The sequence below is a fragment of the Paenibacillus sp. J22R232 genome, from assembly GCF_056269165.1.
On record NZ_JBWDNK010000010.1, the window covers coordinates 224,799 to 238,020 of the forward strand.

8 protein-coding genes are annotated in these 13,222 nt (G+C 49.6%); 7 read left to right on the forward strand and 1 reads right to left on the reverse strand.

All coding sequences use genetic code 11. The features are described from left to right. The first annotated feature begins 71 nt into the window (after window positions 1-71). Window positions 72-5,201, forward strand: coding sequence for an InlB B-repeat-containing protein (locus AC0YN3_RS24555; RefSeq protein ID WP_475777562.1), 5,130 nt, complete (start codon window positions 72-74; stop codon window positions 5,199-5,201). 184 nt (window positions 5,202-5,385) lie between these two features. Here AC0YN3_RS24555 and AC0YN3_RS24560 read toward each other — a convergent pair whose 3' ends face one another. Next, on the reverse strand, window positions 5,386-6,291 hold the full coding sequence (locus tag AC0YN3_RS24560) for an NAD(P)-dependent oxidoreductase (RefSeq protein ID WP_475777563.1): 906 nt from the start codon (window positions 6,289-6,291) through the stop codon (window positions 5,386-5,388). Window positions 6,292-6,459: 168 nt separating this feature from the next. On the opposite strand from AC0YN3_RS24560, the gene AC0YN3_RS24565 reads away from it, so the two are divergent. The 6 genes from AC0YN3_RS24565 (at window position 6,460) to AC0YN3_RS24590 (ending at window position 12,500) form a co-directional block, all read left to right on the forward strand. Continuing rightward, a complete protein-coding gene (locus AC0YN3_RS24565; RefSeq protein WP_183569079.1) occupies window positions 6,460-7,809 on the forward strand; it encodes a glucose-6-phosphate isomerase in 1,350 nt (449 codons plus the stop codon). 36 nt (window positions 7,810-7,845) lie between these two features. Next, window positions 7,846-8,478, forward strand: a complete 633-nt coding sequence (locus AC0YN3_RS24570; protein ID WP_475777564.1) for a YigZ family protein — start codon at window positions 7,846-7,848, stop codon at window positions 8,476-8,478. Window positions 8,479-8,768: 290 nt separating this feature from the next. Further along, a complete protein-coding gene (cysT, locus tag AC0YN3_RS24575; protein ID WP_475777574.1) occupies window positions 8,769-9,530 on the forward strand; it encodes a sulfate ABC transporter permease subunit CysT in 762 nt (253 codons plus the stop codon). Further along, window positions 9,530-10,327 (forward strand): sulfate ABC transporter permease subunit, encoded by a 798-nt coding sequence (locus AC0YN3_RS24580; RefSeq protein WP_183569143.1) that lies wholly within the window; start codon window positions 9,530-9,532, stop codon window positions 10,325-10,327. Before cysT ends, AC0YN3_RS24580 begins: the two co-directional genes overlap by 1 nt. A gap of 3 nt (window positions 10,328-10,330) precedes the next feature. Continuing rightward, on the forward strand, window positions 10,331-11,395 hold the full coding sequence (locus AC0YN3_RS24585; RefSeq protein ID WP_475777565.1) for a sulfate/molybdate ABC transporter ATP-binding protein: 1,065 nt from the start codon (window positions 10,331-10,333) through the stop codon (window positions 11,393-11,395). Window positions 11,396-11,429: 34 nt separating this feature from the next. Then, window positions 11,430-12,500, forward strand: coding sequence for a sulfate ABC transporter substrate-binding protein (locus AC0YN3_RS24590; RefSeq protein WP_475777566.1), 1,071 nt, complete (start codon window positions 11,430-11,432; stop codon window positions 12,498-12,500). The last annotated feature ends 722 nt before the right edge of the window (window positions 12,501-13,222 follow it).

Below are 13,222 nucleotides of genomic sequence, written 5' to 3' on the forward strand. Positions count from 1 at the left end.
CAAGTTTTCAAAAGGTAGGTCTACATAAATCGAAGGCCAAATTTTGCTAGACAAAGGGAGATTATAGCGTAATGAAAAAAAAATCGAGATTTATCCCGCTATTATTAGTCTTTATGATCATTTTTTCTGTGGTTCCGATGTATGCGTCAGCAGCGAATATTGATATTGGTACTGAACGGATCAATATTGATAATAGTGAAATCATAAATTCCTACGTAATGACTTCACCGTTGGTTGTTGGCGATAAGGTAGTTATTTCATGGTACGATCAAGTAGATTGGTCCCTATATTCCTCAGTTATTAATGCTGACGGTACACCCGGCTCTTTTCCGGCATTCTCGATATCTCCTAAAACGAATGACAGCTCAGATTCGATTCTAATTAAAGAACTCTCCAATGGTCATTTACTTATTTATTGGTATAGCGGATCATCGGGCAAGGGCTTCACGGATACCTATTTCAAAATCATTGACCAAGACGGTGCTCAAATTGTCGGGGCTACAAAAATAAACTCAGAGGCCGGCGAATTAAATAGAGACACTGATGTTGCTGAGCTCTCGGATGGCAATTTTGCCTTTGTGTGGACAACTTCTGCCAGTAATTATGCGCTTAGAAGATTTGCACCGAATGGGACTGCTGTAGATGCTTCACAACTATCGATTACTGCTTTAGCGGGAACACCCGGCTCACAATATTCACATAAAATTATTTCTAATGATAATGGCAGATTCATGATTATGATTTCGTATAACAACCCTGACTATAAAGGGATGGTATTTGACAACAATGCATCCACGCCAATACAAGTTGGTGGGCAAAATTCATTTGTTATTTCTACTCATAACGATGCTGCAAACGGAGTCATATATTTAAGACTATTATCAAATGGAAAGTTTTTGGCTGTTTATCAGAAAAAAACAACTAGTGATTATAGCAGTAGAAGTACTGCATTTCGAATCTATAATGCGGACGGTACTCCGTTTGCTGCGGAATCAGTAATTGGAGGAACTCATACGTGGGGCTCGATTGGTGAACCAATTGTTACGAATGACGGTTTTGCAATCCCTTACACATATAATGATAATGTAGATACAGCTTATTATTTAAAAGAGTATGATAATAACGGTGTTCTACAAAATGATTTATCTTCGCAATTGCCTGCCATGAATGCCGAATTCGGAGTTGTTTTCCCATTTAAAGATGTCGACGGTAAATTGTCATTGCTAATCAATGATGTCGAAGCAGGCAAAAGCGACTACAATACTTGGCTGATAAGACATGCAGCAGCGCCACTAAATTATACGGTAACTTTTGAGGATTGGAATGGGAACGTGTTAAAGACAGAGACGGTTAACACAGGCAGCGGTGCAACGGCTCCTGCGAACCCGGGACGTACAGGCTATACGTTCACAGGCTGGGATGTCGCATTCTCGAATGTCACCGCTAATTTGACCGTGACTGCCATATATAACGTGAACAAATATGAAATTAGCTTCGATAGCAAAGAAGGAACCGAGGTAAGCGCGGTACAAGCGGACTATGGATCAAAGATTAGCGCTCCGGCAGCGCCGACACGGGTAGGCTATACTTTTGACGGCTGGTACAAGGAAGCGGGCTTGACGAATGTGTGGAACTTCGGTGTGGACACGGTTCCGGTAAACGGCACCACGCTGCATGCGAAATGGTCGATTAAGCAGCATACGGTTACGTTTAAGGATTGGGATGCCAGCACAATAAAAACAGAGGCGGTAAACTACGGCAACGATGCAACTGCTCCTGCGAACCCAACGCGGGCAGGCTATACGTTCACGGGATGGGATGTCGCATTCTCGAATGTCACAGCAAATTTGACCGTGACTGCCACATATGAAGTGAACAAATATGAGATTAGCTTCGACAGCAATGGAGGAAGTGCGGTAAGCCCTGTACAAGCGGACTACGGAACAAAAATCACCGCTCCGGCAGCGCCGACGCGGGTAGGCTATACTTTTGACGGTTGGTACAAGGAAGCAGGCTTGACGAATGTATGGGACTTTAGCGTGGACACGGTTCCGGTAAACGGCACAACGCTGCATGCGAAATGGTCGATCCAGCAGCATAAGGTTACGTTTAAAGATTGGAATGCAAACATATTAAAAACAGAGATGGTAAATTACGGCGGCAACGCTACGGCTCCTGCGAGCCCAACAAGAACAGGCTATACGTTCACCGGCTGGGATGCCGGTTTCACGAATGTCACCGCTATTCTGACTGTAAATGCAACATATGACGTGAATGAATATGAGGTTGGTTTTAACAGTAACGGAGGAACCGAGGTCATTGCGGTACAAGCGGATTACGGAACGAAGATCACGGCCCCGACAGCGCCGACGCGGCTGGGGTATACCTTCGATGGCTGGTACAAGGAAGCCGGCTTGACGAATGTGTGGGATTTCGGTGTGGATACGGTTCCGGTAAACGGCATCACGCTGCATGCGAAATGGTCGATCCAGCAGCATACGGTTACGTTTAAGGACTGGAACGCAAACACATTAAAAACAGAAGAGGTAAACTACGGAAGCGATGGTACGGCTCCTGCGAATCCAACAAGAACAGGCTATACGTTCACAGGCTGGGACAAATCATTTGCGAATGTTACAGAGAGTACAATCGTTACGGCGCAGTATGCCATAAATAAATATACAATTAGCTTCAACAGCAACCAAGGAAGTGCAGTAGGCGACGTACAAGCAGACTACGGAACGGAGATCACGGCTCCGGCAGCGCCAACGCGCGTGGGCTATGACTTCGTAGGCTGGTACAAGGAAGCAGGCTTGACGAATGGGTGGAACTTTAGCGAGGATACCGTTCCTGTCGGCGGCATTACACTGCATGCGAAGTGGAAAATCCAAACGAATACGGTTACGTTTAAAGATTGGAACAGCGATACGTTGGATACGCAAACGGTTGATTATGGCAGTGGCGCAACGGCACCTGCGAACCCTGCACGTACAGGCTATACGTTTACAGGCTGGGACAATTCATTTGCGAATATTACGGAGAATACAACCGTTACGGCGCAGTATGTCATAAATAAATATACAATCAGCTTCAACAGCAACCAAGGAAGCGCAATAGGCGACGTACAAGCAGACTACGGATCGAAGATCACGGCTCCGACAGCGCCAACGCGCGTGGGCTATGACTTCGAAGGCTGGTACAAGGAAGCAGGCTTGACGAATGAGTGGAACTTTAACGTGGACACTATTCCGGTAAATGGCACCACGCTGTATGCGAATTGGGCGATTATTAAAAACACGGTTGTATTCAAGGACTGGAACGGTGATGTGCTAAAGTCGGAGACAGTTGATTACGGCAGCGATGCTACAGCACCGGCGAACCCGACACGCACAGGCTACACATTCACAGGCTGGGATGTTGCGTTTACGAATGTCATCGCTAGCGTGACGGCAATTGCGGATTACGACGTGAATAAATATGCAGTAAACTTCGACAGCAACGGAGGAAGCGCGGTAAGTGACATTCAAGCGGACTTTGACACGAAAATCACCGTACCGGCAGTGCCAACGCGAGCAGGCTATGCCTTCAAAGGCTGGTATACGGAGATTGAGCTTACGAACGTTTGGGATTTTGATGTTAATACCGTTCCGGTAGACGGCATTACTCTTTATGCGAAATGGGCTGCGACATACGCGATCACGTATGACGGCAACGGCAATACGGGCGGCAGCGTTCCGACTGACGGCACAACCTACGAGCAAGGCGCAACGGCTTCGGTAGCGGGTAATACAGGGCCGTTGACAAAGGCAGGCTACACGTTCGTAGGCTGGAATACGCAAGCGGATCTTAAAGGTACGGCTTATGCGTCAGGATCCGCTTTCGAGATTGCCGGAACAAATGTAGTGCTTTACGCGCACTGGACGGTCACTCCGTCATCGCCGCCAGCGTCTACGGGCGTAGAAGTATACGTGAACGGCAAGCCTGAATCTGCTGGAACAGCAACCACGACGGTTGTAAACGGCCAAAAGGTGACTACGATCGTAGTGGATGAAGCCAAGCTTGAACAGCGACTTAGAAACGAAGGAAATCGTGCGAAAATAACGATCAAGCTCAGTTCGGGAGCGGACGTAGTCGTCAGCGAGCTTAACGGCCGCATGGTGAAAAATATGGAATCCAAACAAGCAATGATTGAAGTCCAAACGGATAAAGCGATCTACACGCTTCCGATGCAGGAAATCAACATTGATGCGATTTCTGCAGAGCTTGGCTCCAGTGTGAGCTTGCAGGATATCAAGCTGCGCATTGAAATCGGAGCTCCGTTGGGCGAAACGGTTCGCGTAGTCGAAAATGCAGCGGCAAGCGGCGGTTTTACTCTTGCCGTAGCACCATTGAACTTCACAATACATGCGGTATATGGCGACAAAAAAGTTGCCATTACGAAATTCAGTACTTATGTAGAGCGTGCATTTGCCATTCCGACTGGCGTTGATCCGAATAAGATTACGACAGGTCTTGTCGTTGAGCCTAACGGTACGGTGCGCCATGTACCGACTAAGGTAGTTAAGAACGAAGACCAGTATTTCGCGAAAGTAAAAAGCTTAACCAACAGCACTTACGCGATTGTATGGCATCCTCTGGAATTCAGCGACATGATGAACCATTGGGCCAAAAAAGCGGTGAATAACATGGGATCACGCATGGTTATTGACGGTACTGGAAACGGAGCGTTTAGCCCTGACCGCGACATCACCCGTGCCGAGTTTGCAGCGATCCTTGTACGCGGCTTAGGGCTTAAGCCGGAAGAGGGCGAAGCACCATTCTCTGATGTTGAAGCAGCGGACTGGTTCAATAGTTCCATCAAAACGGCATATGGGTATAAATTAATTAATGGATTTGAAGATGGAACCTTCCATCCGAATGACAAAATCACGCGTGAACAAGCGATGGTCATCATCTCCAAAGCGATGACGATTACAGCTTTGAAAGCTACGCTTCCAGAGCAATCGGTAGAATTGACGCTTCGTCCTTATTTGGATGCGGAACAAGCTTCGGCTTGGGCACTAACAGGCATTGCAGACAGTGTCCAATCCGGCGTTGTGTCCGGCAGAACCGGCAGTGAGCTTGCCCCTAAAAAATTCATTACTAGAGCTGAGGTCGCGGTAATGATTGAGCGCCTGCTCCAAAAGTCCGACTTAATCTAATTGCAACGAGCCAATCTCGCAGCAACGCATACATCTTGGTTCAAGTAGATCAACATACAAAGAAGCCGTCTCTTCTGGCATCATGCCTGAGGTGACAGCATCTTTGAAAATACTGAGGAATGGCAAGGCAAACAAAATGGCGGTGCAGGGTTAATTTCCCCTGCACCGCCATTTGTGCTTGTACTTAGTGCACCTGCTCGGCTTTCCCGCTCAGCTTGCGGCCAATCCATTGCTCATAAGCTTGGCCTACGCTGGACATATCGAGCGCGCCGAGGCCCATCGCATCGCCTACTTGGAATAAGCTTTTGGAAGCTTCAAGCAGCGGCGCAGGTACGTTAAGGCTGTCCGACAGCACGGATGAGAGCCGGAGATCCTTCAGCATGAGCTCAAGCGAGAATTGGACGTCATAGTTGCCCTCAAGCAGCTTTGGCCCTTTCATCTCGGCTGCCCTGCTTGCCGCGCCGCCGGATTGGACGAGCTCGACGAAAGCATGGCCGTCAATGCCGCCGCTTGCCGCGATAGCCATTCCTTCCGCAAGTGCAACTACGTTAATGCCGACGATCGTATTATGCGCTAGCTTAGCGATTGACCCGCTGCCATTCGGCCCCATGGGGATGACCTTCCGGCCCATGGCAAGCAATATATCCTCTACCTCGCCAAGTCGGTCGGCATTCCCGCCTACCATAAAGACGAGCGTCCCACCCTCGGCGGCCGGTTTGCTGCCAGTGACAGGAGCATCGAGAAAAGCTGCACCACGCGCCTCTGCTTCAGCCGCAAGCTCCTTGGCCAGCGTTGGCGATATCGTGCTGCTATCGATGAGAGTGACGCCGCTGCGAATGCCTGCGAAAATGCCATTCTCGCCAAAGTATACTTCACGAATAGCGGAGTCGTTGCTAATCATCGTGATGACAACATCCACCGATCCAGCGACTGCTGACGGCGATCCCAGCTCCGTTGCTCCCAGCGCCAGCAAAGAATCAGCCTTGCCAGCTGTTCGATTATAGACGGCTACCTCGAAGCCCTTGCGCAATAAGTTCGCAGCCATTCCGAGCCCCATAACGCCCAATCCGATAAATCCGACCTTTTTCATAAAGAATTCCTCCGCTCCATCTAGTTTTTTATTTGATTATACAGATTCTTCATCAATATTTCATTCTTTGTTGCTTGTTTTTATAAGGTAAATCCGATATTGTAGAGGCTAAGTTGAAAAGCATTATCAAGGCTTTGGTTCACAACATTTTAGGAGGTTTACACTTACATGAGCAAAACAGTTCAGTTTGACTACAGCAAAGCGCTGACTTTCATTGGCCAGCATGAAATCGATTATTTGACGGAATCCGTTCGTCTGGCGCATGAACAATTACATAACGGGACAGGCACGGGCTCGGATTACTTGGGCTGGATCGACCTTCCTACTAACTATGATAAAGAAGAGTTTGCCCGCATTCAGCAAGCTGCCGAGAAGATCAAATCGGATTCCGAGGTACTGATCGTGATCGGAATTGGCGGTTCCTACCTAGGCGCCCGCGCAGCAATTGAGGCATTGTCCCACTCTTTCTATAACATCCTGCCGCAAGAACAACGCAAAACGCCGCAGGTATTGTTCGCAGGAAATAATATCAGCTCGACCTACGTGACTCATCTTCTACAGCTCGTTGAAGGCCGCGACTGGTCGATCAACGTCATTTCCAAATCGGGAACAACGACTGAGCCGGCTATCGCATTCCGTGTATTCCGTGCCGCGCTTGAGAAGAAATATGGCAAAGAAGAAGCACGCAAACGCATATACGCGACAACGGACAGCGAGAAAGGTGCATTGAAGAAGCTTTCTTCGGAAGAAGGCTACGAATCATTCATTATTCCTGACGATGTAGGCGGCCGTTACTCGGTACTTACGGCTGTAGGCTTGCTGCCGATCGCGGCTGCCGGCATCAACATTGAGGCAATCATGCAAGGCGCTGCTGACGCGTCCAAAGAATACAGCAATCCTAATCTTGCCGAGAATGAAGCATACCAATATGCGGCAGCCCGCAACGCGCTGTACCGCAAAGGCAAAGCAACGGAAATTCTCGTTAACTATGAGCCTTCCCTGCATTTCGTATCCGAGTGGTGGAAGCAGCTGTTCGGCGAAAGCGAAGGCAAGGATTTCAAAGGCATTTTCCCGGCAGCTGTCGACTTTTCGACGGATTTGCACTCCATGGGCCAATTTATCCAAGAGGGCAACCGGAACATTTTCGAAACGGTTATTCAAGTCAGAGAAGTGGCTGAGCACATTTCGATCGAGCATGACGAAGCGGATCTGGACGGCCTGAACTTCCTTACAGGAAAAACAATGGACTTCGTCAACAAAAAGGCGTTCGAGGGCACGCTCCTAGCGCATACCGATGGCCAGGTTCCTAACTTCATCGTAAACATTGCGGACATGACGCCGTACACGTTCGGATACCTGGTTTACTTCTTCGAGAAAGCTTGCGGAATCAGCGGTTACCTGCTGGGCGTTAACCCATTCGACCAACCAGGCGTTGAAGCGTACAAAAAGAATATGTTCGCGTTGCTTGGCAAACCGGGCTTCGAGAAAGAAAAAGCCGAGCTGGAAGCAAGGCTGTAGAAGCCCGCTCCCATCGGCATACGGGAGTTATCGCCTATGCTGGATAAATATAGGACGGTCAGGCAGCAGGCCAATGCCGAGATCGTCATTAAGAAATCCCGTTTCATCGGTCATGCGAAGCCGGTCGACACGGAAGAGGAAGCCGTTGCTTTCATTAATGAAATCAAGCAGCTGCATAAGCAGGCGACGCATAACTGCTCGGCTTATATGGTAGGCGAGCGCGATCAGTTCCAGAAGGCATCCGATGACGGAGAGCCGAGCGGAACGGCGGGCAAGCCGATTCTTGAGGTCATCAAGCACAAGGGGCTCAAAAATGTCGCCGTCGTCGTAACCCGTTATTTCGGCGGTATTATGCTTGGGGCAGGGGGCCTCGTGCGTGCCTATACGGACGGCGCGGTTGCCGGCCTCGAAGCCGCTGATGAGATCGTCAACGTGCTTCATCGAGAAGTTTTTGTCGATGTGGACTATACGTGGTACGGGAAGCTGGAGAATGAACTGCACGGCAAAGGCGCACGCGTTGGCGGGACCGATTTCACGGACCGGGTTATCGTCCGCTGCCTGCCCGAGAAGACTGAGGCAGAAGCATTTGTAGCTTGGATAACGGATCTCACCCAAGGGCAAGCGATTATTACCGAAGGTGAAAACCTGTACTATATCGAAGGCGAATAAACGGAAGAGGAGCATCAGCATAAGCTGGTCTCCTTTTTTTTTTGCATACAGGCTTAGACGAAATGGAAAAGCTATAAAAAAATGCTATGAAAGCGATTAGAATTTCTAAATTTATGATTGACTTAATCCCAGTTTGGATGCTACATTATTAATACCTAGTAAATTAATAGGAATTATGTTTTTACTTTTTTTGCTACACCTACGGCACGAGCCGATGGTCTGGAGGTTAAGTCACAGTGAATGCTTTGTTTCGTGGGAAAGGATGGAGCTTCGGCTTTCGAAGTGCCATTATGCTTTACTTTATTATTCTAATCGTATTGCCAATCGTTGGCATTTACACGCAATCCTTTTCGCTTGGATGGACCCCTTTTTGGGAAAGCATTTCCGATCCGCTCGCTTGGAAAGCCGTGCTGCTGACCGTGAAATTGGCCGTTATCGCAACGCTGCTTAATGTGTTTCTAGGCACCATGATCGGCTGGGTGCTTATTCGTTACCGATTTCCGGGTCGACGCTTTCTTAATAGCTTGGTTGATCTGCCGTTCGCATTGCCGACAGCGGTTGGCGGGCTTATGATTCTGCTGCTTCTTGGGCCTAACAGCTTCGTGGGCGGCCTGGCTGAGAAAATAGGCATCGAGATCGTGTTCCACGAGCCAGCGATTATCGTAGCGATGCTGTTCGTAACGTTTCCTTTCGTTATCCGTGCCATTCAGCCGCTGCTGGAGGAAATGGACAAATCGGAGGAAGAAGCGGCTTATACGCTAGGCGCTACCCGGGCAAAGACGTTCTTTAGCGTCATTTTCCCTACGATGCTGCCAGGCATACTAAGCGGAGCGATGCTCGCCTTTTCCCGCGGCATTGCGGAGTTTGGCGCAGTCGTACTCGTTGCGGGCAATATTCCGGGCAAGACGCTTATCGCATCCGTTTATATTTTTGGAGAAATTGAAAGCAGTAATCCCCAGGGCGCAGCCGCCGTATCGGTCATGCTCCTTACATTATCCTTCCTTATTTTATGGACGGTCAACCTCATTCAAGGCAGGAGGGGCGGCCAATGATGAGAAGGCTATGGATTACGTTAACTTATATCGTATTTGGTTTATTGCTCATTGCCCCGCTTATCAAAATCTTTACAGGCTCATGGGCAGAAGGCTGGAATGGTTTTATTGAAGGCATTACGAGGCCGCAGTCGCTGCATGCGCTGATGATGACCGGGATAATCGTTGTTGTGGTTACCGTATTGAATACGGTATTCGGGATCATGCTGGCCATGTATCTCGTTCGGGCGGAGTGGATAGGACGACGCATCAAGCGCCTGCTTAACAGCTTGGTCGACTTGCCTTTCGCGGTATCGCCGGTTATCGGTGGTCTGATGATCGTGCTCATGCTGGGACCGAACACGATTATCGGCACGATGTTCGAGGATGCAGGCATCAAAATCGTTTATGCGCTGCCGGGCATGATTCTGGCTACCTTGTTCGTGACATTCCCGCTCATGGTGCGCGAGGTGATGCCCGTGCTGCAGGAAATCGGCGCGCAGCAGGAGGAAGCGGCTTCTACGCTCGGTGCGTACTCCTGGTATACATTCTGGAAGGTGACTTGGCCATCCATCCGATGGGGCGTCATCTACGGCGTTGTATTGACGGTAGCACGCTCGCTGGGGGAATTTGGCGCGGTGCTCGTTGTATCGGGCAATATTATGAATAAAACGCAAACGGCTACAACGCTTGTTTATCAGGATGTGGAAAATTTCAACGTGGTTGCCGCCAACGGCGTAGCGCTCGTTCTAGCGGCATTTTCCGTGGGACTGCTGCTGCTGATGGAATGGGCGAAAAAACGAAAGGAAGTGCATTAAGCCATGCATATTGAAGTACGGAACCTGAACAAAAACTTTGGCGACTTTCATGCCGTTAAGGACGTTAGCTTTGAAATCGAAAAAGGTCATCTGATCGGCTTGCTCGGACCGAGCGGCGGCGGTAAAACGTCCATACTTCGTATGCTGGCGGGGCTTGAGTCCCCTTCCTCCGGCGATATTATTTTCCATGGCAAACGCGTAAATGACCTGCCTCCGCAGGAACGGGGCATTGGGTTCGTATTCCAAAACTATGCGTTGTTCAAGCATATGACGGTATACGACAACATCGCATTCGGATTAAAGGTGAAGAAGCAGTCGAAAGAACAGATTAGGGAGCGCGTCATGTATTTGGTGGAGCTTACCGGCCTAAAAGGCTTCGAGCACCGCTATGCCCATCAGCTCTCCGGGGGACAACGTCAGCGCGTAGCATTTGCAAGAGCGCTTGCGCCCGAACCGCAGCTGCTGCTGCTCGATGAGCCGTTCGCTGCCATTGATGCCAAGATCCGGACAGAGCTTCGCACTTGGCTGAAGGAAATGATTGAGCGAGTGGGCATCACGTCTATTTTCGTTACGCATGACCAAGAGGAAGCGATCGAGGTAGCCGATGAAATTATGATTATAAGCAAGGGCAAGCTGGAACAAAAGGGAAGCCCTTGGGATATTTACAAAAATCCGGAGACGCCGTTCGTCGCGAGCTTTATCGGCGAATCCACGATCGTCGACAATATTTCGCAGCTTAAGGGCTTCGAAGATGCGGCGAGCCGTCCCGGCACGAAGGCACTCATCCGTCCCGAGTATATTGAGATCGGCAAGCCGGGAGAAATTCGTCTGGCTTCCGCAACGCTTCCAGGAAAAGTGAAGCAGCTGCATTTCCGAGGCAGCGAGTGGATGGTCGAGCTGCTTGTCGGCGATACGAAGCTCATCACGTACCGTTCACTAGAGAAGGAAGTGCTTCATCCAGGCGATGATGTGAGCGTGCTGGTGCACCGTGCTTATCTATTCAACGACAATGACAGCTGGATTGCAGAGAATACCTTGAAGGTTGACCCGATGCCTATTCATATCTAACCAATAAGCGACGTAGAAAGAGTTGTATGCGAACATGACAATCAACCTGGTAACAAGTCGGCGCATATTCGCGCTGCTTCTTGTCTCAGCCCTCCTGCTTCTCGCAGCAGGCTGCGGCAAGGATGAGCAGACGGATGGCCATGCGGCCGGGTCTACCGTACAAGACGGCGATGTAACACTTGTAATCGGTGCATATTCAGTGGTAAAGGATGCTTTTGCTGAACTGCTGCCTGCTTTCAGAGACTATTGGTTCGAAGAAACGGGCCAGAAGGTCGCCTTTCAGGAGTCCTATGAAGCTTCAGGTACGCAGGCCCGCGCGATTGCCGGCGGCTTCGAGGCGGATGTCGCAATTCTAGCGATGGAAGGCGATTTGGACAAAATCGCTGATGCTGGTTTTATCTCGCATGATTGGAGAGCTTCTGACAGCGGCGGTATGATTACGAATTCAATCGTCGTGCTCGGTACTCGCAGTGGCAATCCGCTTGGAATTAAGGATTGGGACGATTTGACGCGGAAGGGCGTTAAGGTGCTCTATCCCAATCCAAAAACGTCGGGCGGAGCGCAATGGGACATCAATGCGATATATGGCGCTGGACTGAAGCAGTCGGAAGCTAAGAACGGAACAAAGGATGAGGCGTACGCCAAAAGCTTCCTGAAGTCCGTTCATGCAAACGTTGAGTCTCTCGATAAAAGCGGGCGCGCCTCGATGGCTGCCTTTGAATATGGAGTCGGCGATGTGATCGTGACCTATGAGAACGAGCTGCTGGCACGTATTAAAAAAGGCGTCGATTACGATATTGTCGTGCCAAAGAGCACGATTCTTATCGAGAATCCGGCAGCGATCGTAGATAAGAACGCGGATAAGCATGGCACTCGCAAGGTTGCCGAAGCGTTTATTGCTTATTTGCATACCGAAGAGGCTCAGCGGATATTTGTCGAGAACGGCTTCCGCGCAGTGGACGAGAAGATCGCTGCAGAAACGAAGGATCGTTACGCGGAACCGGAAGGGCTGTTTGATATTTCGTATTTGGGCGGTTGGCCTGAGGTTAGAAAAAATCTATATTCGAAAAAAGGCATTTGGTATCAGGTGCTGGCTGATTTATAATCATGCGTAACTACACGAAAGCTCCCCGGGCCACGGCCCGGGGAGCTTTCTGCGTAACAGCAGCATGGAAACAGATTATCGTGCTGCGGATACTGCTTTTCCAGGTTTACGGCTCTAACCCAAAGACCGTCCGTCGATGTGCCGGCCGTGGTCATGTCGGAAGCATTATTGCCGCCTTTTATTTTGGCAAATCCGAGCGCCTGCGCGATACCGGGACAGCTGTCGTACAGCGGATCCTTAAGGATGACGATGGCTTACCATGTTGTGAGGTTTTGTTCAAATATAGGAAAGGATATGATTTCGCCATCCATTCCCTATATTTCTCGGAATGAAACGCGCTGCGCCGCCAAAGGACGGCGACAGCCGTTTCACCTTGAAATATAGGAAAGGATATGATTTCGCCATCCATTCCCTATATTTCTCGGAATGAAACGCGCTGCGCCGCCAAGGGACGGCGACAGCCGTTTCATCTTGAAATATAGGAAAGGATATGATTTCGCCATCCATTCTCTATATTTCTCGGAATGAAACGCGCTGCGCCGCCAAGGGACGGCGACAGCCGTTTCACCTTGAAATATAGGAAAGGATATGATTTCGCCATCCTTTCTCTATATTTCTCGGAATGAAACGCGCTGCGCCGCCAAGGGACGGCGACAGCCGTTTCACCTTGAAATATAGGAAAGGATATGATTTCGCCATCCATTCTCTATATTTCTCGGAAT

Bases quoted from the DNA above. Each gene is read 5' to 3' on its own strand.
- AC0YN3_RS24555 (WP_475777562.1), top strand. From the start codon at position 72: ATGAAAAAAAAATCGAGATTTATCCCGCTATTATTAGTCTTTATGATC.
- AC0YN3_RS24570 (WP_475777564.1), top strand. From the start codon at position 7,846: ATGCTGGATAAATATAGGACGGTCAGGCAGCAGGCCAATGCCGAGATC.
- AC0YN3_RS24590 (WP_475777566.1), top strand. From the start codon at position 11,430: ATGACAATCAACCTGGTAACAAGTCGGCGCATATTCGCGCTGCTTCTT.
- cysT (WP_475777574.1), top strand. From the start codon at position 8,769: ATGCTTTACTTTATTATTCTAATCGTATTGCCAATCGTTGGCATTTAC.
- AC0YN3_RS24565 (WP_183569079.1), top strand. From the start codon at position 6,460: ATGAGCAAAACAGTTCAGTTTGACTACAGCAAAGCGCTGACTTTCATT.
- AC0YN3_RS24585 (WP_475777565.1), top strand. From the start codon at position 10,331: ATGCATATTGAAGTACGGAACCTGAACAAAAACTTTGGCGACTTTCAT.
- AC0YN3_RS24560 (WP_475777563.1), bottom strand. From the start codon at position 6,291: ATGAAAAAGGTCGGATTTATCGGATTGGGCGTTATGGGGCTCGGAATG.
- AC0YN3_RS24580 (WP_183569143.1), top strand. From the start codon at position 9,530: ATGAGAAGGCTATGGATTACGTTAACTTATATCGTATTTGGTTTATTG.